18 protein-coding genes and 1 pseudogene are annotated in these 21,238 nt (G+C 54.9%); 6 read left to right on the top strand and 13 right to left on the bottom strand.

The window, feature by feature from the left end:
• The first annotated feature begins 93 nt into the window (after positions 1–93).
• Complete coding sequence (gene fadA / locus Pr1d_RS25120; protein ID WP_148076100.1) at positions 94–1,251, top strand: acetyl-CoA C-acyltransferase FadA; 1,158 nt, start codon at positions 94–96, stop codon at positions 1,249–1,251.
• A 74-nt stretch (positions 1,252–1,325) separates the two neighbouring features.
• Here the strand turns inward: fadA and Pr1d_RS25125 are convergent, their stop codons facing one another.
• The 7 genes from Pr1d_RS25125 to crcB all read right to left on the bottom strand — a co-directional run bounded on the left by Pr1d_RS25125 (position 1,326) and on the right by crcB (position 8,047).
• Entirely contained in the window at positions 1,326–3,680 is a 2,355-nt protein-coding gene (locus Pr1d_RS25125; protein WP_148076101.1) for a DUF11 domain-containing protein, read from the bottom strand.
• A gap of 226 nt (positions 3,681–3,906) precedes the next feature.
• Positions 3,907–5,034: a prenyltransferase/squalene oxidase repeat-containing protein gene (locus Pr1d_RS25130; protein WP_148076102.1), complete on the bottom strand. Its 1,128-nt coding sequence runs from the start codon at positions 5,032–5,034 to the stop codon at positions 3,907–3,909.
• A 178-nt stretch (positions 5,035–5,212) separates the two neighbouring features.
• Complete coding sequence (locus tag Pr1d_RS25135; protein ID WP_148076103.1) at positions 5,213–5,500, bottom strand: co-chaperone GroES; 288 nt, start codon at positions 5,498–5,500, stop codon at positions 5,213–5,215.
• A gap of 245 nt (positions 5,501–5,745) precedes the next feature.
• Positions 5,746–6,189: a Minf_1886 family protein gene (locus Pr1d_RS25140; protein ID WP_238476592.1), complete on the bottom strand. Its 444-nt coding sequence runs from the start codon at positions 6,187–6,189 to the stop codon at positions 5,746–5,748.
• A 72-nt stretch (positions 6,190–6,261) separates the two neighbouring features.
• Complete coding sequence (locus Pr1d_RS25145) at positions 6,262–7,185, bottom strand: PSP1 domain-containing protein (RefSeq protein WP_148076104.1); 924 nt, start codon at positions 7,183–7,185, stop codon at positions 6,262–6,264.
• Between the two features lie 115 nt (positions 7,186–7,300).
• The gene (locus Pr1d_RS25150; protein WP_148076105.1) at positions 7,301–7,663 is read right to left on the bottom strand and encodes a DUF190 domain-containing protein; all 363 of its coding nucleotides are present in this window, start codon (positions 7,661–7,663) and stop codon (positions 7,301–7,303) included.
• Positions 7,664–7,666: 3 nt separating this feature from the next.
• Positions 7,667–8,047 (bottom strand): fluoride efflux transporter CrcB, encoded by a 381-nt coding sequence (gene crcB / locus Pr1d_RS25155; protein WP_148076106.1) that lies wholly within the window; start codon positions 8,045–8,047, stop codon positions 7,667–7,669.
• Positions 8,048–8,305: 258 nt separating this feature from the next.
• Between crcB and Pr1d_RS25160 the strand changes: the two genes are divergently transcribed.
• Entirely contained in the window at positions 8,306–8,890 is a 585-nt protein-coding gene (locus Pr1d_RS25160; RefSeq protein ID WP_148076107.1) for an anthranilate synthase component II, read from the top strand.
• A 7-nt stretch (positions 8,891–8,897) separates the two neighbouring features.
• Positions 8,898–10,100: a molybdopterin molybdotransferase MoeA gene (locus Pr1d_RS25165; protein ID WP_148076108.1), complete on the top strand. Its 1,203-nt coding sequence runs from the start codon at positions 8,898–8,900 to the stop codon at positions 10,098–10,100.
• 8 nt (positions 10,101–10,108) lie between these two features.
• Here Pr1d_RS25165 and Pr1d_RS25170 read toward each other — a convergent pair whose 3' ends face one another.
• The 5 genes and pseudogenes from Pr1d_RS25170 to dxr all read right to left on the bottom strand — a co-directional run bounded on the left by Pr1d_RS25170 (position 10,109) and on the right by dxr (position 15,034).
• Positions 10,109–10,825, bottom strand: coding sequence for a hypothetical protein (locus Pr1d_RS25170; RefSeq protein ID WP_148076109.1), 717 nt, complete (start codon positions 10,823–10,825; stop codon positions 10,109–10,111).
• 212 nt (positions 10,826–11,037) lie between these two features.
• A pseudogene (locus Pr1d_RS25175) lies at positions 11,038–11,313 on the bottom strand (type II toxin-antitoxin system RelE/ParE family toxin); the annotation flags it as partial.
• A gap of 41 nt (positions 11,314–11,354) precedes the next feature.
• Positions 11,355–11,630, bottom strand: coding sequence for a hypothetical protein (locus Pr1d_RS25180; protein ID WP_148076111.1), 276 nt, complete (start codon positions 11,628–11,630; stop codon positions 11,355–11,357).
• A gap of 138 nt (positions 11,631–11,768) precedes the next feature.
• Positions 11,769–13,886 carry a M50 family metallopeptidase gene (locus Pr1d_RS25185; protein WP_168205480.1) on the bottom strand — a complete coding sequence of 706 codons (2,118 nt, stop codon included), beginning with the start codon at positions 13,884–13,886 and terminating at the stop codon, positions 11,769–11,771.
• Complete coding sequence (gene dxr / locus Pr1d_RS25190; protein WP_148076113.1) at positions 13,871–15,034, bottom strand: 1-deoxy-D-xylulose-5-phosphate reductoisomerase; 1,164 nt, start codon at positions 15,032–15,034, stop codon at positions 13,871–13,873. Before dxr ends, Pr1d_RS25185 begins: the two co-directional genes overlap by 16 nt.
• 392 nt (positions 15,035–15,426) lie before the next feature.
• Here dxr and ftsH point away from each other — a divergent pair, with 392 nt between their 5' ends.
• From ftsH to Pr1d_RS25205, 3 genes are all read left to right on the top strand, one after another.
• Positions 15,427–17,496, top strand: a complete 2,070-nt coding sequence (ftsH, locus tag Pr1d_RS25195) for an ATP-dependent zinc metalloprotease FtsH (protein ID WP_148076114.1) — start codon at positions 15,427–15,429, stop codon at positions 17,494–17,496.
• Between the two features lie 71 nt (positions 17,497–17,567).
• A complete protein-coding gene (locus Pr1d_RS25200) occupies positions 17,568–18,119 on the top strand; it encodes a transposase (protein ID WP_168205481.1) in 552 nt (183 codons plus the stop codon).
• Positions 18,120–18,160: 41 nt separating this feature from the next.
• Positions 18,161–18,526 (top strand): hypothetical protein, encoded by a 366-nt coding sequence (locus Pr1d_RS25205; RefSeq protein ID WP_148076116.1) that lies wholly within the window; start codon positions 18,161–18,163, stop codon positions 18,524–18,526.
• On the opposite strand, the gene Pr1d_RS25210 is transcribed toward Pr1d_RS25205, so the two are convergent.
• The gene (locus Pr1d_RS25210) at positions 18,496–21,141 is read right to left on the bottom strand and encodes a hypothetical protein (RefSeq protein ID WP_148076117.1); all 2,646 of its coding nucleotides are present in this window, start codon (positions 21,139–21,141) and stop codon (positions 18,496–18,498) included. The genes Pr1d_RS25205 and Pr1d_RS25210 overlap by 31 nt on opposite strands.
• Positions 21,142–21,238: the final 97 nt, after the last annotated feature.

Below are 21,238 nucleotides of genomic sequence, written 5' to 3' on the forward strand. Positions count from 1 at the left end.
ATAGAATGCCCTGGGATTGCAATCCCAGGGCGTTGCCAGTTGCCTGCCAAAACGCGTATCCTTAGAGAGTTCCCCACGAGGCAAAAAATCTCTATGAAATCTCCCGTTATCGTTGATTGCTGTCGTACCGCCATAGGCCGTTCTCAAGCGGAAAAGGGTGTCTTTCGCAATGTGCGGTCCGACGATCTAGCTGTCGCCGTCGTCCGGGCCTTGGTGCAGCGAACCGAGATCGACCCCGCTGAAATCGAAGACCTCATCCTCGGCAATACCCAACAGCAACGCGAACAGGGATTCAATATCGGCCGGATCGTGGCACTCATCGCCGGGCTGCCGAGCAGCACGGCTGGGGCCACCATTAACCGGCTTTGCGGAAGCAGTCTGCAAGCAATCAACCAGGCTGCTCATTCGATCATCGCTGGTGGTGAAGATGTGCAAATTGTCGGCGGACTCGAACACATGCAACACATCCCCATGGATGCCGGCGTGGACTTCAATCCCAAGTTGTTCCAAGCCACCAGCAAAGGAGCGCTCAGCATGGGCTACACGGCTGAGTTCTTGGCCCAATCGCGCTCCATCAGCCGCGAGGCTCAAGACGAGTTTGCTCTGGCAAGTCATCAAAAGGCAGCCGCTGCCACCGAGGCCGGTGAGTTCGACAACGAGATTATTCCCGTCTGGGGTCTCGACGAAGACGGCAACCGCACTTTGATTACTGTCGACCAATGCATCCGCTCTGACACGAGCCTTGAAGTCTTGGCCGCCTTGAAGCCGGCTTTCATGCCTGTCATTGGCACGGTGACGGCAGGCAATAGTTCTCCACTCAACGACGGCGCGGCGGCCCTTATGATGATGAGCGAGGAAAAAGCCAAGACACTCGGACTCAAGCCCCTGGTGCGTGTTCGCTCAACTGCCGTGGCCGGTGTCGATCCCGCCGTGATGGGTACCGGCCCAGTCCCCGCAACCAAGAAAGCCCTGAAACGTGCCGGCGTCTCGCTCGCCGACATCGAACTCGTGGAACTCAACGAAGCCTTTGCCGCCCAATCGATCGCTTGCAACCAGATGCTTGAACTCGACGAAGCCAAGGTAAACGTCCGTGGCGGCGCCATCGCCATCGGTCATCCCTTGGGAGCAAGCGGAGCACGCATCGCCACGACACTTATCCACAACATGATTGACCGCGATGCCACCCTCGGTCTCGCCACCATGTGCATCGGCATCGGCCAAGGCATCGCAACGGTGTTTGAGCGGGTGTAGAGTGAGACCTTCATGAAAGCGTAACGCCCAGGGATTCCAATCCCTGGGCGTTACGTGTTTCTCAATTCAACAGCTCAATGATCCGAATACACCCGCGTGCTTTCTTCCTTCGTGATCGGATCACGAATCTCGTCAGTCGTGACTTGCACGCTCAGGCGTTGATCGCCGGCTTGTACGCCTTGAGCTTGAATACGGAATGTGGCTTCTGCCTTGGGACCCAGCTGCGGAATCGGAGCAAACACCACGCGATCCCCTTGCACTGTCGTTTGCGTATCGCCATTTCCGGAGAGTGCGCGGAGACCAGCAGGCATGACCGCCACCACCTGCACATTGGCGGCCGCTTTGGAACCTTGGTTTGTCACACGAATCTCATAGTTTGCTTCGCCACCCACTTCGATTGGATCATCGCGATCGATCACCTCGAACATGAGTGCTGCGATTCCTTCTACGGTCACTTCCTTGACAGTTTGATCGGTCAAACCATCGCGAGCCTTGGTGCTAACCTGCAACGTGTGCTGGCCGGGCTCGACAGGGAGCGCCACCAACTCGACCATGCCACGCTCGTTAGCCGGCAATTCTGCCAAACTCCAGAACACGCTGTGCTGTGCCGCATCATACTCACCCAGATTGTTTGCACTAACAAACTGCATACCCTTTGTTAGGTGGGCAACCAATTGCACCTCTTTTGCAGGAGCGGTGCCGGGATTCTCGATGCTCACTTGATAAGTAGCAGGTCGCTCTAGAAAACGCCGTTCCGGACCATCAACCGTGAGACGCAACTCAGGGGCGATCACCTCAAAATCACAGCTCGCTTCAACCAACAGCCCTGCATCGGCACGTGCCGTCATGGTGTTGGTAATCCGCCCTGCCTGCTCAGCAGTCAGCACCAATTCCAATCGCTGCGTCTGGCCAGGAGCCAGATTTCCTAGCTCGAATTCCAGAGCAGGTCCAGCTTCGTGGCTTACTCCCGCGGGAACCGTTTCAAGCAACATCACACTACTCGCCTCACCGCTGCCAGGATTGCTGACTTCGATTTGTACAAGATGCTTCTCACCGACGTGAACCTGAGGCTGTGAGGAGAGTCGCAATGCCAACTCAGGTTTCGTGCAACGGGCCTTCGCCGAGGCCTGGGCCGCCAGGGTCACAGTGGCGACACTCCCCAGCTCACCTTCCTCGGCGGGAATCAATTCCATCTCGACGGTACGCTGTTCACCGACTGATAAGGTTCCCAAGTCCCACACGACTTTCGATCCCGAGACCGCAGCCCGCGGCGCTGTGCCGACTAGCTGAGTTCCCAGGGGAATCTCGTCGTGAATCTGCACATTCTGTGCCGTGCGCTGCCCCGTGTTCTGCACGCGAATAGCGAACGTGCAACGCTTGCCCACTTGGATTTCCGGTGGAGCAAGCTTGTGAATTGTAATCGATGGACTCTGAGTTCCCTCAAGAATTTTCTCACCGGGACGACCGGTTCCTACTTGGGACGTGAGTCCCGGTGTTGGAGTGAAGCCAGAGGTGGCGTCTGCGGGGGCGATTGTTGGCTGCGAGGCTGAAGAATTGAACTCCGATTCCTCCAACTCGAATGCAGGAGTTGGTTCGCGAGAAGTCGCTCCCGCGTCAGACGAACGCATGTCTACGGCTGGGGGCAAGCTTGGCATCGGTTGAGCCGACGCATAGCGACCAGTGGGAGCGGTTGCATTCGTCTGCGGTGGTGCCGCTTGAACAGGCGCCGAGGCAAATGGATTATTTCCCAGCGATTGATTGTCAGTTTGAGGAGGTGTACTCACAGGCGTGCTTGGAGCCGCAGCAGGAATTGGGGACAAAGGTTGGGCTTGATCAAGAGCCGTCGCAAGCGGGTTTGCAGCGTTCTGAATTGGGACGCCTGAAGTTTGTGGCGATTGTGGTACCGCGTCAGCAAAGGCAGCACGTGCATCGGACTGCACGGAGACAGGATGCACTTCAACTTCTTGGCTCGCCATCCGCAAGGGATTCGCATCTGGCCCCTGACCTCGAGTCACTTCTTCCAGCTCGTCTTCCGGCTCAGCCTCCAAAGGAGGCAAAGTCATCGCGGTCGTGTAATTTGAATAGCGGTCACCGTAAGTGTCTGCTGGGGCACTGGCTACTTGGAAATTGCTCGTAGTCTCCGCTTCTTCTGCAACGGTATCGACAGGTGTGTCCGCTGAACCGAACAATTGCTGAGCTTGTTCGCTGAGCGCCGGCTCCGATTTCTCCTCCGCGAACAAGTTCTTCAGCTCGTCAGTGGCAGTAGGAGCACTCCGCGCAACTGTCCGATCTGTGTCGGCAGTCGACGAAGGGGACCAGTGCCAATAGGCACCCCCGCCACTCAATGTCGCCATAACGACGGCAGTAGCCGGTTTCCACAGGCGGCCGACAAGCGATCGGCGAACAACAACGTCAGAATTCGTTTCCATGGGAGAACCCCGAATTAATAGCAGGCGTGAGCAAAATAATTGCGGACGCAGGATCCGCGCGGGGCGAAGATGTAGCAAAAGACTGAGATGAGGCAAAGAGCAGTGCCCCTGGATTGCTAGCAAAGTATTAGCAATTCGACACGGGATCCCTTAGCCGGAGGCACACCTGCCTCCGGGACGGAGTCCGGAGGCAAGTGGCCGCCGGCTAGGAAAAATACGTGTGTTTCTACTGACAATAAGAAAGCGCCAGCAACACATACCCTGTCACGAGATTGGGGTCCCCTTCCAACCAACGCTCGTTAGAGTTCTTCCAACTGCCATCGGGTTGCTGGCGACTGGCGAATTCCGCAACCAGCTCTTCTCGCCAATCGTGTGATTTGCCAGATTCGTCGACAAACTCTGGATTGCCAACGGCATCCAGCGATTTGGCGAACGTGTGATAGTAGTAAAAGAGCCCACTCTCCCCCATGCCGGGATTGTTATCGAGCGTATAATTCTTTTGGATCCACTCGTTCGCGGCTTGCACCCGTGGGTCGTCGGCTTTGACTCCTGCAAAGATCATGCTCTTTAGGCCCGCGTAGGTCATCGAACCATAGCTGCGCAGCCCGCCATCCTCGGTTTCCCCAGCCTGGCTCGAGCCCCCTGCGGCAATCGTGTAATAAAATCCTCCATCGGGATTCAAGCTGGCGTATTTGGTCTGGTTGTATTGCGTTTCCAAGTTCTGGCACCGCGAAACAAAAATTAGTGCTCGCTGGATTGCAGGGTCGTCATCGCCGCGGCCCAAGGTATGCAATGTGTCGATCAAGAACGAAGTATTGGAAAGATCGGGCCGAGAATGCGATCCGTAGCCGGATCCACCGTAACTCAATTCGTCCGGTTCGATTCCCTCGCCCTGATCCCACTGTTCACCTTTGATGAAGGACTCCGCCTTGGCGATTAAGTCGTCGTACTTACCGTCTGTGTTCGCTTCATGAAATGCGACGACCGCCAGGCACGTTTCGTAATTGCGATGTGTGCTACCGGGTTCGTAGATTCCCCCGTCAGGTTGCACAAACTGGAATAGATATTCCAGAGATTTCGCCACCACGGGTTGCTCCGGTGTGTACCCATTTCGCAATAGGGCTGTTGCCACCAAGGAGGTTACTCCTGTGCCAGAGTCTTTGCTAAAGGAACCGTCATCGGCCTGCGCTTGAGTAAGAAAACCGACAGCCGAATCGACCAATTCTGATATCTGAGTCGCTTCATCCGTGGCTGCTGCTTGCGTCGCCTGAATCGAAAGCGTCTGACTACAGGCCATCACGATGGCAAGTGAAAGAAGAAACAACAACTTTGAGGGCAGATTTCTGGTCTGCATGGGAGACTCCACTTTGATTTCTGGAAGGCAGTAGAAAAATGAAACTGCTAATTCAAATCGTACCGCAATGACGGTCCGAAGTGAAATCCCTGACCTTCACCGTACCCACAAGAAAGTAGCTGTGACAAAGTGTCTGTCGGAGAATCCGACACCCATGTCACTAGAATCGCCAGGGAAACTAGCGGAGAATCGCCAGGACGTCGCTCGTACGTAGAAAGAGCAAAGATTCGCCATCGATGGCTACTTCATTGCCGGCATAGTTGCCAAATACAACCCGATCTCCTTCTTTCATTTCTGGAGCCGAACGCTTTCCATTGGGCAGCATCCGCCCATCCCCAACGCTCAACACGCGACCTTGCTGGGGTTTCTCTCGCGCGGCGTCAGGCAGAACAATTCCTCCCGCCGTCGTCTCTTCCGCATTGAGACGCTTGACCACCAAATTGTCGCCGATCGGAACCACATTCATCTTGCTACCAGTCTCCACTCATCAAGAATCGTTTCATTCGTATGCAATCTGTCCCGTCCATTCAACGTGTTGACGGCCAAGATTTCAACTGGCAAAAGCCATCCAGGCGAGAAAAAACAACCAGATTAGTAAGAGAAAACCAGAAAGTATGAGTTGCCAACGGCTTCCACGGGGGGGGTTGGGGGTCAATGTGGGAGGATTCGCTTCCACGCTGGTGCTGTTAGCGCGCTGCTTTCTGACCCCCATCAGCAGCTGCGCTCCTCACCTGTTTCAGGAAGCGAAAACTGAAAGCTGTGCTGAAATCCTTCATCAAAGTCAAAGACATCGTCGAAATCCTCACGCTGATCGTAAGGTGTCTTACGCATCTGTTCGATCTTGATGAGATTGAACACAATTTCACCAAAGTCGCCTGTTGATTTGATCCCCCAACTATTCAGAACACACTTGGCCAGGTAGCCGAATTGTTCCTGAGCATAGATGCGCATCGCTTCGCAAAGCTCTTGTCCCGTGACATGCTTTTCAGGTTCCTCTTCTTCGACCGCATCCTCGGGATAGTGCTCTGTTCCCATCCCAAGCTTTTCTTGCGCATGTCGCAATGCTTCGAAAACAAAGATATACGCTTCGAGCTTGTAACGCTTATCGTGTGCTAGCAGTTCTGCCAGTGGGTGATCGGGGTCCAGCATGTTCATGGTGATGTCAATTCTCAAATGAAAAATGGCGACGGATGAACTGTAAAGAAATGAATTCGCCTTCTCTACATCTTACTCCGCAGACGAACTTTCGTCAGCATCTGGCTGCGGGTTCTCATCGGAACGAGAGGAATTTTCGCCAGAGTGCCCATTTGTAGTGGCTTTCGACCCTTGTTTCCGCTTGCCAGGCTTTTTCAGCACGGTCAGGACTGCCGAGCCATCCAGAGCCAAATGGCGCATGTCCTCCATTTCGACGAGAATCCTTCCTACCAGGATTTCCTGGGCTAAAACGCGCCCCCGACCTTCGTTGGTGACGATTTCAGACCCTACCGGAGGAAGTTCTTTCTGCAACTCCTGATACGTTTCGTACTCGTAACGGAGACAACATTTGAGCCGTCCGCATCGACCAGAGATCTTGCTCGGATCCAGGGTCGCTTTCTGTAATTTGGCCATCCGCATCGAAACGGGAGGCATTTCGGACAGGTGGGTGTTGCAGCATACCGGCTTGCCGCAGTCACCATAGTCGGCCAATAATTTTGCTTCGTCGCGAACTCCAATCTGCTTCATCTCGATGCGAGTCTGAAACTCATGTGCTAATTCTTTGACTAGCTGACGAAAATCGACTCGGTCTTCAGCGAGGTAATATACCACCACGCGCTCACCACCATAAATTCTTTCCACGTCGACAAGACGCATGTCGAGTTGGAGTCTTTCGATATGCTGCTGACAGGTGTCGTGTTCGTGCTGTTGCTGCTCAAGCAGGCGGCGAAGTTCCCCCGCATCATCGGCAGTCGTCTCGCGCAAAATCTGTCCGTTTTTGGGATCGGTCAGATTTGCCAATGCCAATTCGTTGGCTTCGCACAAGACTTCCCCCACCTCCAAACCACGACTGGTACGGGCGATCACTTGCGCACCGCGAGAAAAGTTGTCCCCGCCGCGAGTGGAAAACACCCCCAGATGACGCATCACTCCATGGCGAATCACATACTTGGGCATGAGGTGGTTAGTACCGGTGTGCTGAAAGGGGAGCGAAAACTAGTTTGTCAGTATATCGGATTAGCAATTCGAGGTGTAGGCGAGCAATTTGCCGTGTGATGGCCTCCGAAACTTCCTAGCAAGAACCCACTTCACCAGCTTTTCCATCACTCGCCCGATACTTCACCACTTTTACTTCCTCCAAAGTCACCATTCCTTCCTGAACCATGGCGTCGATGTGCGGCATCAATTGATCGATCTTATCTTTCGAATCGACAATCTCCACAATAATCGGCAAGTCGGTCGAGAGCCTCAGAATCTTGGAGGTATGCACTCGACTTTGAGCACCAAACCCCATCGGACCGCGCAGCACGGTTGCGCCGGCCATTTGCAGTTCTCTCGCCTTAAGAACGATCGCTTCATAGAGCGGCGTGGATTGCCATTGGTCGCTCTCACCAATGAACACCCGCAATAGATAACCTTCCTCGGGAATCTTCATTTTTTACACTCCATACCATCGTTCTGCCATACGATACCCAAGCCACACTGCCGAGAAGCCCAGTCCGCAGCTCACGAACATATTCAACAGAGCAAGTCGCAACTCGCCCCCATTGGCTAAGTTGAAAGATTCCAAGCCAAACGTAGAAAAAGTGGTCAATCCACCCAGCAAACCAACCGTGAGCCCAATGCGCACTTCTTCGCGCACCAGTTGGGGCCCCGCAAAGAATCCCGCCAACAATCCGATGGCAAAGCACCCTAGAACATTCACACTCATCGTGCCCCAAGGGAAACTTCCAGGCGCCATTCGCTGAATTCCTCCCTCGACGGCATATCGCAACAGCGAGCCGACGGCACCTCCGATTGCTATGTACAGCCATTTCATTGTGCTTCGCTTCCGAGATTGCCGAAAAACGCTCCCCTGCCGTCGGAGAGCTCCTTGAACTAGAATAACTGTTTCGGTGTCCCGTTGCCAAATAGGCAATACCTCAACCAGATTCACAAGAAAGAGAACACAGATAAACGCGGATTAAGCTGATTAGCGCAGATCTGATAGAAGCATCAGTCCATCTCTATCCGCGAAAATCCGCTATATCAGCGTTATCCGCGGCCCATTTCTTCTCCTTCCGACTGAATATTGTCCATGATTCAGATAATCGATAATTACGATTCCTTTACTTACAACCTTGTCCAGCGATTGGGAGAGATCGATCCCCAATTGGAAATCTGCGTCGATCGCAACGACCAGATCACGGTCGATAAGATCCTCGCTCGCAAGCCGGATCGAGTCATCATTTCGCCAGGACCTTGCACTCCCAATGAGGCAGGCATCTCGGTCGAGTGTGTCACCAAGCTCGCTGGGAAGTTGCCGCTGCTGGGAGTTTGCCTCGGACATCAATCGATTGGCCAGGCGCTCGGAGGCAAGATCGTCCGTGCAGGACGCTTGATGCACGGCAAAGTCGATCAGATTTTTCATGACGGCAGCGCACTGTTCACAGGACTGGATAATCCCTTTCAAGCGACCCGCTATCACAGTCTGGTGATCAAGCCCGATACGGTCCCCGACGAGCTAATCGTCACCGCTTGGAGCGAGGACCCCGCTGGAGAACGCGAGATCATGGCGGTACAACATCGCTCGCAACCACTCTTCGGCTTGCAATTCCACCCCGAGAGTTTCCTCACTCATGCTGGGACTGACATTCTACGCAATTTTTTGAAAGTCAACTGAAACGATAATGCTCACCGTCACTGATGCCCTGAATCTCGTCGCCCAATCGGCTCTGCCGCTCCCTGCCAAACGAGTACCTCTGGCAGAGTCCCTGAGTCTAAAGCTTGCCGAAGGGATCGTGAGCGACATCGATTCGCCACCTTTCGACAAATCAATGCTCGACGGCTACGCAGTTGCAGTTCACGACTCCTCCCCGACGCGCAAAATTGTCGAGGAAGTCATCGCCGGCGGTGTCCCACATCATGCCGTTCAGCCCGGTACAACGATTCGTGTGATGACCGGAGCCCCCATGCCCAAAGGCGCCGATGCTGTCGTGAAAATCGAAGATACCACGCTCCTCGACGACAGTACCGTGCAGCTGCCGGAAAAGCCTACCAAAGCCGGCTACGGAATCTTCACCCGAGGCAGTTCGTTCCACCAAGGAGAAGAAGTCTTGCCGACAGGCAAACGATTGCGGTCGATCGATCTGGCCTTACTCGCCGAAGTGGGTCGCGGCAAGGTCCAGGCAATCCCTCGCCCCAGAGTTGCAGTACTTGCTACCGGGAATGAATTGGTCGAATGTGGCAAATCACTCGCCCCCGGCCAGATCCGCAACAGCAACAGCCCCATGCTCGTAGCAGCACTCGCCGAGGTCGGAGCTACCGCCATCGAACTAGGCATCGCTCGCGACGACCCCAGCGAACTCAAAGCGGCCATCGAAAAGGGATTGGAGGCGGACGTGCTGCTCGTCACAGGGGGAGTCTCAGCAGGAGTAATGGACCTGGTCCCTGGCATTCTCACTGAACTGGGCGTGAAGGAGGTTTTTCACAAGGTCCGGATGAAACCGGGCAAACCTCTGTGGTTTGGCGTGCGCGAGCAAGCCGCACACCGCACACTCGTCTTTGGCCTACCCGGCAATCCGGTAAGCACCTTGGTCTCATTCGTGCTGTTCGTAAGACCCGCCCTCGCCGCACTCAGCGGCGAACCGTTCGAGCAATCGATTGCACTACGTGGCACTTTGATAGGATCCACCACCCACCACGGTGGTCGCCCCACCTACCATCCTTGTCACCTCGAACAAGCCCTCGACGCCAGCCTCAGCGTACGCCCCCTCCCCTGGCGCGGCTCTGCCGACTTGGCAGCGCTCACCCGCGCGAATGGACTGATCGTGCTCCCGGCCGGAGATTATGAATTGACGGTGGGTACGGCAGTAGAGGTGATGCGGCTTTGAAACAAACCTCAAGCGGTCTCGCTTTGCTCCGTTGGAGGTATCTCAGCCGTCCTTTCTTTCTCATGGATTTCGCCAGATTTTCCTACTGAAAAGGCAGTGCAAATGGCCAATCCAAAAAACAGAACATCCATCCCAGAGAAGCTTTGCAGAAAGCCTTCTTGGCGAACAGCCTCCTGAAAGGCTCCAAAATTGGCGGCATAGCTCTCGCGAATGTACTCTTCAACTGCCACGCGATAGTCCTGTTTCTCCTCGTCGGTGAAGCTCTGCCACGCTTCGGCTGCGCCCGCCCAAATATCAGCAGGATACTCAGCTTGGGTCGATGCCTGAGTGGGATCAACGCCCTCGGGCCAGACAATCGCTTCACCTGCCTCTTCTCGATTTGTAACCAATTCATCAGCGAGATAAGAAGTGAGCATCTCATCATTAAGCCCGGCGATTGATTCTACAATCACTGTTTCCGGATCACCGAAGTCGTTGTTCACGACCATTTCTACCATCGCAACTTTACCCAACAAAAGCGAGAACACAGTAATCACTACAGCGAGCAGGCCGACATAGGGACTCCCTGCACTGGCACCCTTGACGGTTGCCCAACCGACGGCTAGTCCAATCCCCCATGCCAACCAACCAATCTCGTAGTTGGCGTAGTAGGCAATTGCTGCCCATAATGCGGCCCCAGCAAGCCCCGCGATCATACCAAAGAATGCTGCTTTGCCATAATTCATCGGAACTTCTCCGTGTGTCTGGATGGGATGTGAAGTTGAGTACCTCTGCAAATCTAGCCCGTTCTGGAGTCAATCGGCATCTAGTAGGGTTGAAAATTATCTGAAAAGGAATGCTCAATAGCCAAGCACCTGTCCCAACCGGTACATTCGTAGCAATTCTCGGCTTCTGGTTCGTCGAATCCTGATCGCTAGGATGACAAGACGAGGCAGTTTCACTCCGGTAAATTATGTGCCTGAGGCATCTGCGCTCCGTGCCGGAAACCGAAGACTTCTACAAAATGACGATCATCATCAACTCGATACAGAAACAAATGGCTATCCACAATCAATGCTCGGATTGTGTATTCACGCAAATCGTCTTCAGGAGGCTTCGGACAACGGTGTGGCATCGTGCGGAGTGTATCCACAGCAGCAAGTGCCTTTCGCAACCATCGCTCTGCCGTGAGGGGTTTGCCTTGGTTGAATTCGAGGTAATCGAGAAACTTTTCTACGTCCGCGAATGCTCAATCTGTAATGATGACACGGTAATTCATCCCTGAATGGAATAGCCCCGCTTCGTACCAAGCTCAAGAAGGGCCTCCTTCATATCTCGATATTTCCCTGCGGCAAGTTCTTCTTCACCGCGGCGGATCATTGCTTCGCTAGTGGCAAGTTCTTCCGCACTGGAAGGGCCGAAAGCATTTTCTGTTGGCTTGTCGGTAACAATCAGATGGCCGACGTACGCAGCAATATCTTTACCGAATCCTGCGGCTTCGGCATTTGTGTAGACAAGGGCATCGGCGTCAGGTGGTAGTTCGATTTGCATTCTTCTATTTATCCATTGAGTGCCGTGATTTGTCAAAGTTGGTAAGGCTAAGCAGGTCTGCAAACCTTCACACTTCATTGTACTCCGGTTTCTAAGGTCGGGAAATACTCTTCGCGACCAACGGTCGCGGCTTTGTGCCTACAGATTCCGATCAATCAACCCCAGATCAAGCGAGATCACAAACAGCATCAGCGAGATGATGAACACGAACCCAACCGTGTGAAGCGCGACAACGAAACGCTCACTGGCCGGTCTGCCGCGGAGGCCTTCCCAGGCGAGGAACACCATGTGTCCGCCATCGAGCAGCGGAATCGGCAAGAAATTGATTACCGCAAGGTTGGCGCTGAGCATGGTGAGAAATACTAGCAGCTTGCCTACACCTTCGAATGCTGAGTAGCCGGCCGCTTGAGCGATCGTAATCGGCCCGCCCAATGATGTGAGTGGCACTTGGGTTCCCAGCTTCCGTAGGAAGCGGTAGACCATTCCCAACGAATTGACCGTCTCGCGATAACCCAACTCAACTTGCTCGCTGAACGAACTCGCGCGGCGCATCTTCTGAATCGGGTCGACGATGAAACCCCGTTCAGGCTCAAAGCTATCGGGGACGATTTGCGGCTTCAGTGTGGCCGTCAGAGTTTCTGTGCCGCGTTGGTAGGTGAGCATCACCTCATCGTCGGTGGATAAGTTCTGCAACAACTGCGTGAACATGGGCCAGTTGTGGCCACCCTTTTCGTTGAACTTGATGGTGCGAGTTTCTGTCTTTTCGCCGACGGGCAGAGTGATCTCTGCTTTGGTGACCACGTCGCCGCTTTGCATCCCAGCGGCGGCAGCGGGGCTCTCGGGAATCACGTGATCCACCCGGTTCAGTACCCGATAAGCAATTCCTAGGGCCGGCACACTCAGTGGATCGTTTTCTAGCCAGGAAGGTTCCGTCCATGTGACTTTGCGAAGTCGCAATTCAACTGGTTCGGTGGTTTGCTTGCCATCGCTCGAAGCTGCCGAGTGACGCACTGTAAGCTCAATCGTGCGCCCATCCGGGGCCAACTTGCGAAGCTGCTCGGGTAGCATCATTGGATCGCCGAACAGGCGTTCTCCCTCCACAACTTCCGCTGCGGCTGCACCAGGGGCATGGCTGATACGGTCGATAAAGTCGCCGGGGGCTATCTTCTCAGAGGCTTCCGATCCTTTCTCGACGGCCACGATCTTGCCCGGCTCCATCACCAGACCCAAGGTCCGCGTAGGCAATGGCTCTACTGTAATCGTCTCTTCCGAACCACCTTTACGTGGTCCGAAGGGATCCCGTTTGGACTCCTTCCCCCCCCGCTGAACCGTTACCTCTAAAGGCTCCGACGAGTGCTCTACCAAGGCGGCAACTAACTGGTAGTATTCCGATATTGGCTCTCCATTGATGGCAACGATTTCGTCGTTCCCTTCAAATTTTGGAGAAGCCTCTGCGGCCGGAGAATCAGTGGCGACTGGTTTCTCTTCGTTCAGCCGCAACGAAAACGGTGAGATAATGCCAACCTTCGGCAGACCCGCGTCCTGTCGCGGCTTGAGCGTGATATCTTCTTCCTCGCCCGTGGCGGCCCGTTTCACCGTGAAGGGAATTCCCTTTTCCAAATCGCCAAGGGTCACACCACTCTTAAGTTCATTGAAGGAAGGATTCTCGACACTTCCGATGCGCGTGATTTCATCTCCGGTACGGATCCCCGCCTGATAGGCTGCCGAACCTGGAGAGGTCTGACCCACGATGCAAGGGATGTAAGGCACGCCGATTCCGTACGCGATTACGGCGAAGATGAAGGCAAAGATCACGTTCATGATCACACCGGCTGAAATGATCGCCATTCTTTGTGGCACACTCTTGGCAAGATAGCTGCGACTATCGACTTCATACTTCGTGCCATCGGGGCCGACGATCTCTTTCGTCTGGATATTGCTCCCTTCGCCAACCTGGGACTCGCGCACCTGCTCGGCAATGTTGGCCGGATTGTCGTCCTGGCCGAGCATCTTCACGTAGCCCCCCAGGGGAAGAATTCCAATGCCATACTCGGTCTCGCCCCATTTGTGGCTAAGCTTGTAGCCCCCGATATCAAACCCGATGAAGAACTTTTCGCATTTCACGCCGCACATCTTAGCAACGGCAAAGTGCCCCAGTTCGTGGACGAAGATCACTGTCCCCAGGCCAATAGCGACCTGGAGAATCACGATGATCCATTCCAACTGAGTTGCGACGGCAATCAAGCAAATACCCAATGCGAAACCTCCTCGCGAGCCCACCGGTCGAGTTCGACGAGCGACTCGAGCGTGGGATCGGAATCAAAATTGTGTGATTGTAATACGCTCCGGCAAGCCGGGACGATTTCGGTAAAGTGTAGCTCACCGGCCAGGAAAGCCCCAACCGCAGCTTCATTGGCTGCATTCAACACAGTTCCCGTGGTCCCCCCCTCGCGGGCACATTGGTGCCCCAGTTCCAAGGCAGGATAACGCTCGGGGTCTGGCGGGGAAAATTCCAGTGAGAAACTCGTTCCCCAGTCCACACGCTCAGCCACGCCGGCAACCCGCTGAGGATAGTACAAAGCGTGCTGGATGGGGAGCCGCATATCGGGGGGGCTCATCTGAGCAATCACCGAACCATCGACGAATTCGACCAATGAATGTACCACCGACTGCGGATGAATCGACACATCGATCCGCTCGCTGGGCACATCAAACAACCAGCGGGCCTCGATTATCTCTAACGCCTTGTTCATCATCGTGGCCGAATCGACCGTGATTTTCGGCCCCATGTCCCAAACAGGATGCTCCAATGCCTCTGCTACGGTGACTTGCTTGAGCTGGTTCTGGTTGAGCTGGCGGAAGGGACCCCCGCTAGCCGTCAGTACGATTCGCTCGACTTCCGTGGGCTGACCTGCCTGGAGCGCTTGAAAAATCGCGCTGTGTTCGCTGTCGACAGGCAAGATCTGGGCTCCTTGCTTCCGAGCAAGCTGCATCACCAAGGAACCGGCCATAACCAGGGATTCTTTATTTGCCAGAGCCACGGTCTTCTTGTTTTCCAAAGCGGCCCAGGTGCTCTCTAGTCCTGCACGGCCCACGATGGCTGCTAGCACCATGTCGATCTCCGGCTGGGCGACGACCCGATTGAGCTCGTCGCAACCAATCAACAGTTCGGTCCCTTTCGGCAGTTTTGACCAATCAAATTTTTCTGCCGCCTTGGAATCGGTGGCAACGACCCAACGTGGCGCGAATTCCGTGGCTTGAGCCACCAGCAGGTCCAATTGCGAGTGAGCAGATATCGCGGCCACCTCCAGAGCACCACCACTAGCCGCAATTACGCGGAGCGCATTGGTCCCAATGCTCCCCGTGGAGCCGAGTACCGCAATTTTTCGGGGCGCGTCGGCCATGGTAAATCCGGGAAATAATGACCAATGTCCAAAACCCAATGACCCATTGGGTTTGAATAGATGGCCTTTCACTGGTCATTGGGAATTGAGCATTGGTCATTTTCTCTACCGCACCTATCGCTTGTAACGGGCGTAGTGAAGATAGGGAAAATGCCTGACAAAGAACCATGCAGCGAAATGTCCGTCAGGAAAATGCGTTCGAGTCCGGTATTTTAGGTGTGAAATGGGTTTGTCACAACCCACGGCCCTCCGCACCTTCGATGCTTCCCCTCGGAAGTTTCGTTGTCTTTTCCTGGGGGCTAACTTAGGATGGAAGAAACTGCGAACAAAACTTTGGCCTTGCCGCTATTCCTGCTCAGGCGGGAAACCAACCCCTGAAAGATCGATCATAGATGGACGATTCTCCCAACCAATCCAAAGGTTCCTCCGATAAGAAGCCAAATCCACAGTCAGGCAATCTGGTCTGGTATGTCCTGGGACTAATGGCTTTGTTGCTGCTCCTGGGTACATTGTGGGGCGGGCAAAATCGACTCACCATCAAATGGAGTGATCTCGAACGGCTTATCGTCAAAAGCGACGAACCTCAGGAAAACTGGATCAATGTTGAAGACACCACGACAACTCCTCCCCGCACGCTCAAACTCTACGGCCTATCCGACATAAAAATCGGCAACACCGAAGTGACCGGCAACGTGATGGCGGAGGTACTCACTGGAGGACCACCCGCCGACAAATCTGATTCGGCCGATGATGAATTAGCTGCCAAAGGGCCCAAGTCCTACGCATTTAGGACCAACCGACTGCCCAATGAGCAAATGCTGCTCACACTGCTACACGATCATGGCCTCGAGCACACGATGGCCGAATCGCCAAGCCCATTCCTCAGCTACCTGCCGATGCTCACCTTCACGGGTCTCTTGATTCTGTTGATGGTCGTCATGATGCGACGCATGGGAGGGGCAGGTTCGCCGATGGCTTTCGGACGGAGTCGAGCCAAGCTCTATGTGCAGGAAGATATCGAAGTCACGTTCGACGATGTGGCCGGAGTCGATGAAGCCGTCGACGAGCTGCGCGAAGTGGTCGATTTTCTCAAGAATCCGGAACGTTATCAACAACTTGGCGGTCGCATTCCTAAAGGTGTGTTGCTCGTAGGCCCACCAGGTACTGGCAAGACGTTGCTGGCCAAAGCGGTAGCCGGCGAAGCGGGCGTATCGTTCTTCAGTCTAAGCGGTAGCGACTTTGTGGAAATGTTCGTCGGCGTAGGAGCAGCCCGAGTTAGGGACATGTTCAGCCAAGCTGAACAACGTGCTCCGTGTATCATCTTCATCGACGAACTCGATGCCCTCGGCAAGACTCGTGGCAGTGGACAAATTGGTGGCCATGACGAACGCGAGCAAACCCTCAATGCACTGCTGGTAGAAATGGACGGCTTCGGCTCGAACAGCGGCGTCATTGTGATGGCCGCTACCAATCGCCCTGAAACATTAGACCCCGCACTTTTGCGACCCGGTCGATTTGATCGACATGTGTTGGTTGATCGTCCCGATGTCTCAGGTAGGGAAGAAATTCTTGAAGTCCACTTGGTGAACATCAAAGTTGCCGATGATGTGAAAGTCAAAGAGGTCGCTGCGATCACGAGCGGCTTTGTCGGTGCCGATCTAGCAAACGTTGTCAATGAAGCGGCCCTCTTGGCTGCCCGCAAAGGAAAGAAAGCCGTCACTCGCACCGATTTCCTCGAAGCCGTCGAACGTGCCAGTATTGGCTTGGAGAAGAAAAGCCGCATCATCCATGATGAAGAAAAGATTCGTCTGGCTTACCATGAGGCCGGACATGCGTTGGTGGCCTTTTCACTGCCGAATACGGACCCCGTGCATAAAGTCTCGATCATCCCACGTGGCCTGAGTGCGCTCGGTTATATGCAGCAACGCCCCGATCGCGACCGCTACATGATGACTCGTGGGCAACTCGAAAGCGGCATCCAGGTGGCACTCGCCGGCACGTTGGCCGAGGAATTGATTTTCGACGAGGTCGCCACCGGTGCGAGCAACGATCTGGAGCGCGCCACCGAAATCGCGCGCAGCATGGTCATGGACTACGGCATGAGCCGACTAGGTCGAGTAAACTATCGCGAAAACAATCGCAACCCGTTCCTCGCCACCGGCGCCGAGGGAGGCCGCATGGCAACCCACAGCGAACAAACAGCGCGCGAGATTGACCAAGAAGTCAAACGTCTCCTCGACGAATCGCTAGATCGAGCCCGAAGTATCCTGGAGAATCGTCGCGCGGCACTGGTCGCCATCAGTGAAGAATTGATGATTCAGGAAGTTATCGACGCGGAAGAACTCAAACGCATCGTCGAAGAAAACTCACCAAGCCCCATGATCGTCCCGGGTACCGATTCCGAGAATAAGCGCACGGCTAAAACAGGGGAGGCCAAAACCGATACCGCCACCGGTTCCTAATAAAGCCGCGACCGCCGGTCGCGCGTATGACAATTCGCCACCAGCGGTGGCGGCTTTATGGAACAATCGTCATGCCCAAAACCATCGGCTATCACATCGTATTATCGGGCCATGGTTTGTGGCTTCCCGGTGATGATCGGGGCCATTGGTCCGAAGCCTGGGACGCGGAGTTGGGACTCATCGAACCTCACACCTTGCACCCGGGCGACCCGGTCCGCAAGCGAATCGCTCAAGAACGAATGGTCCATCCACCGGTACGATTGAGTACCGCTATGCAGAACAGCGTCATTACAAGATTCGCATCCTGTGCGGCGGATTCGGACTGGCAAATCGTCGCTGCGTCAATCGAATCGACCCATACTCATTTATTGCTCACCTACACAGAGCGCAACATTGACAACACAGTCAAGTGGCTCAAGGATCAAACCACCAAAGCCATCCATCGAGAAACATCGCACCAGGGACCCGTGTGGTGCAAAGGCAAATGGCGGTCGTTTGTGTTCGAGTTGGACGTTTGGAACAACACCCTGCGCTACATCGAGCGACACAATGAACGCCGCGGCGTGAGCCCGCGACCCTATCCTTTTCTGGCACAAAGCCGCGACCGCCGGTCGCGCATATGACAATTCGCCACCAGCGGTGGCGGCTTTATGGCGAATAAACCATGAAAATGCCAAGTATCGAAGACTGCGGACCTGTGCTCATTGGCACCGGCTTGGCCGTCGTCCTGGCCGCACAACTTTGGCCCGGCATCCCCATTGCAGCGGCGATTGCGCTGATCGGTTGCGGGGCGACGTATGTTTCGCACAAAGCCGCGACCGCTGGTCTCGCTGATTCATTGCGCCACCAGCGGTGGCGGCTTTGTGGCTCATTGCTAGTCTACGGAGCGTTGGTGGGATTGGCCGTAGGTGCTGAATTGGATCTGCGCTTTAATACAATCTTCGTCGCCGATGCCTTGCTGGCCCTCTTGCTGCTGCTCAGCGCGGTTCAGAGTGTGTTTCACCGCACGGATTCTTCTTCCACTTGGTAGGTTGGCGTCCGCCAGGCTGTCCGCTGGGCCGCAGCGGGCCCCAGAGCCAATCCGAGCCAGCCATCATCGATCACCAACTGCGTGACCATCAAGCCGGTCAGCCGCTTGTCTGATTGCAACCTCTTCAGCACCGCAATTTCATCGGCCCGGCTGAAAAGTTTGCCCATCACGCTATGCAGCACCACCCGATGGCCAGTCCGCAGATTGCGTCCCGCAAACTGCAGAGTTTCGTCCTGAACCAGCTTGACCGTCAATCCATCCACTACGGGTCGATGGAACGTATGAACTTCGAAATTGGGAATCTTGTCGCGACCGTGGGCCAGTTCGCGGATATTCATCACCAGCTCCAAGCGATCCTCTGCGAAAGAAACATGGACCGCGTCATAGGGTGCAAACTCAACGATCGCACGAGCCGGCAAGTCTTCGGGGGGCTGGGCATTTTCGTAACCCATTTTCTCAGCCAAAAGTGCGTGGACTTCATGCAGCGTCATGCGACGTCCTTCGAGCTCCAAACCAGCAAGTGCATTGTTCAGTGCAGTTTCATGAAGCTGCATACTCAACACGCTGTCTGCTGGAGCCGAAGGGCGTGGAGTGTGGGCGGCGAGTTGATCGAGATTCGCCAGCCGCAACTGCATCACTGCACGCTTCGCCGTGGTATGCATGTCAACCGTCTCGGCAGCCAGCGCCAAGTTCCCGAAAGGTGCCAGGACCCGATCTTGGAAGCGCTGCTCTAACTCAGTAAGCTTGGGATCTGCTTCCTTGTCCATCCGGCTGCGCGCCTGGTAAGCTACTTTCGCTTTGACTTGTGACATCGCCTGGTGACGATTTTTTTGATTTTGATTCTTTCCTAAGTCACGAAACATCGCCCCCAAGATGGGCACTCGATCGAACTGCGAATCAGCACCCAGAAACTCATTGCGCCCGCGTGCCGTGGACTTCGCCCGTGCAACCTTGAGACCTTCAGGGGCGATTGTGATCACCTTGTCGGCCTCGTATTCATAGCGCGCTGCATTATGCACTCTCACAGGCCAGGTCTCGCTGCGAGTGCGCGAGTATACTCTTCCATCTGCCTGCAATTCGAACTGCCAAGCGTCTTCATTCGGCAATAGCTCGACTTCAACATCTGTTGAGGTACGTGAACGACCTTTAACACGTTTACCGGCAATCGATTCCCGCACCGGAGCTGTGCGAATATGCTGTTCAGGGATCATACGATTCATGAGTTCCTTGCTGATGGCGATTCGCATGTTGGTCCCGCGGTACTGCTCGTGCATTTCTTCGGCAAGTGATTGAAGCTGCTGATTGTTGGACCACCGCATACGCTGCTCAAGTTGGGCAATAGCTGCCGCATATCGGTGGCCCCCTTGTGCTTCGTAACGCTCCAGGAGTGCTAAGAGGGTATTGAGCTCCACCGGCCCGGTGGCCCAGGGTCGCAGCTCTCGACCCAGACTCGCCAGCGGCTCGCGGGCAATAAATTCTTGTTGCTGTTCAGTAAGTCGACTATCGGCAAGCCTTGATAGCACTTCTTGCGCCAGCGTGAGACGTGCATGACGATCGACTCCCACCCCTTCGCTGGTGGCCAGTGCGATCTGATCTAAGAGCAAGTAGTCCCGCCACGCTTCACCATTTGAGGTGCCAGCCAACAGAGAGGCAATGTCCCCCAGCAAGGGCATCAATGTCCCGCTCGCCTCATATTCGTGGGCGTCAACGGTCGGCGGCTCATCGGCCAAGAGTAATTCCCAAATACCCAAACGACGCTCTAATCCTTCGGCGGCTTGCAACCAAAGTTGCTGAAGGCCCGGGTCGCGCACGTCGCGGGAACCATCTTTTCCCTCCGTAGTGAGAGTGCGCAACTGGGCAAGTTTCTCTCTTGCTTCATCGACGGTGGTCCCAATCTCATCGGTCAGCGGCAGGATATATTCCAGTACCTGGGTGGACCACTCAGCAGTCGTTGAGGCTGCGGACAGGGCTTTCAAACGCTCGATCAACTGCTCCGGGCGTGGGCGAATAAGCGGGCAAGTCGGCTCGGCCTTAACCTCGACACTCGGTGATTTGTTCGGCTCTGCTTTTTGCGATTCAGATTTCTCCGCCTCGGTGTTTGATTGCTCACTCACCGGCACAGGCTTCTCGCGAGCAGGCACCGAAGCGGTCTGTATCAGCACTTCGCTTAAGTGCTCCCCTTTGGGACGACGAGGCATGAGCATCGCCAATCGATCCGATTCGTTCTCTACTCTCACGATGGGAGCAAGCGGCTCAACGATCAGAGGCGGGTTGTAGGTTCTCTTGAATAGAGGAGGAGAAGGTTCACTCAAATTGGTAAGGTTTGCTTGGTCGGCAGATGGTTCAACATTCGATGTCGGGGCCGCAATAGCCTCTCCTTCGACGTCTGGTAGTGAGTCCACAATCCCCTGCACCGTCCCGCAAAAATCGCGTAACATATCCATGTTGAGCGGCACCCGCGCGGGAAGCTCCTGCAGTTCTTGAGCCGCAGGTGTGTATTGCAGTAAGTGCGACTCCTGCTGGCGTGCCATCAGCTCATGGACATTCAGTACCGGGTGTTGCCAAATATAGGGCGTTGAAATCGCCAAAGCGACGAGGCAGATTAGCCCTGCCATTAACGGCCACCTTGATTTGCGACGTTCCCACCGCATGTATTCCGTCTCCTACCCCGGGGTCAAATCCTTCAAACCACTGGATGCAGCTTTCAACGCT

Origin of the sequence: Bythopirellula goksoeyrii (assembly GCF_008065115.1) — a bacterium.
GTDB lineage: Bacteria > Planctomycetota > Planctomycetia > Pirellulales > Lacipirellulaceae > Bythopirellula > Bythopirellula goksoeyrii.

What these genes read in the sequence shown, in the direction of transcription:
- Pr1d_RS25150 (WP_148076105.1), bottom strand. Translation starts at nt 7,663, where the DNA reads ATGAAGATTCCCGAGGAAGGTTATCTATTGCGGGTGTTCATTGGTGAG.
- Pr1d_RS25140 (WP_238476592.1), bottom strand. Translation starts at nt 6,189, where the DNA reads ATGAACATGCTGGACCCCGATCACCCACTGGCAGAACTGCTAGCACAC.
- fadA (WP_148076100.1), top strand. Translation starts at nt 94, where the DNA reads ATGAAATCTCCCGTTATCGTTGATTGCTGTCGTACCGCCATAGGCCGT.
- dxr (WP_148076113.1), bottom strand. Translation starts at nt 15,034, where the DNA reads ATGGCCGACGCGCCCCGAAAAATTGCGGTACTCGGCTCCACGGGGAGC.
- Pr1d_RS25145 (WP_148076104.1), bottom strand. Translation starts at nt 7,185, where the DNA reads ATGCCCAAGTATGTGATTCGCCATGGAGTGATGCGTCATCTGGGGGTG.
- ftsH (WP_148076114.1), top strand. Translation starts at nt 15,427, where the DNA reads ATGGACGATTCTCCCAACCAATCCAAAGGTTCCTCCGATAAGAAGCCA.
- Pr1d_RS25165 (WP_148076108.1), top strand. Translation starts at nt 8,898, where the DNA reads ATGCTCACCGTCACTGATGCCCTGAATCTCGTCGCCCAATCGGCTCTG.
- Pr1d_RS25210 (WP_148076117.1), bottom strand. Translation starts at nt 21,141, where the DNA reads ATGGCAGGGCTAATCTGCCTCGTCGCTTTGGCGATTTCAACGCCCTAT.
- Pr1d_RS25135 (WP_148076103.1), bottom strand. Translation starts at nt 5,500, where the DNA reads ATGAATGTGGTTCCGATCGGCGACAATTTGGTGGTCAAGCGTCTCAAT.
- Pr1d_RS25130 (WP_148076102.1), bottom strand. Translation starts at nt 5,034, where the DNA reads ATGCAGACCAGAAATCTGCCCTCAAAGTTGTTGTTTCTTCTTTCACTT.
- Pr1d_RS25170 (WP_148076109.1), bottom strand. Translation starts at nt 10,825, where the DNA reads ATGAATTATGGCAAAGCAGCATTCTTTGGTATGATCGCGGGGCTTGCT.
- Pr1d_RS25180 (WP_148076111.1), bottom strand. Translation starts at nt 11,630, where the DNA reads ATGCAAATCGAACTACCACCTGACGCCGATGCCCTTGTCTACACAAAT.
- crcB (WP_148076106.1), bottom strand. Translation starts at nt 8,047, where the DNA reads ATGAAATGGCTGTACATAGCAATCGGAGGTGCCGTCGGCTCGCTGTTG.
- Pr1d_RS25160 (WP_148076107.1), top strand. Translation starts at nt 8,306, where the DNA reads ATGATTCAGATAATCGATAATTACGATTCCTTTACTTACAACCTTGTC.
- Pr1d_RS25200 (WP_168205481.1), top strand. Translation starts at nt 17,568, where the DNA reads ATGCCCAAAACCATCGGCTATCACATCGTATTATCGGGCCATGGTTTG.
- Pr1d_RS25205 (WP_148076116.1), top strand. Translation starts at nt 18,161, where the DNA reads ATGAAAATGCCAAGTATCGAAGACTGCGGACCTGTGCTCATTGGCACC.
- Pr1d_RS25125 (WP_148076101.1), bottom strand. Translation starts at nt 3,680, where the DNA reads ATGGAAACGAATTCTGACGTTGTTGTTCGCCGATCGCTTGTCGGCCGC.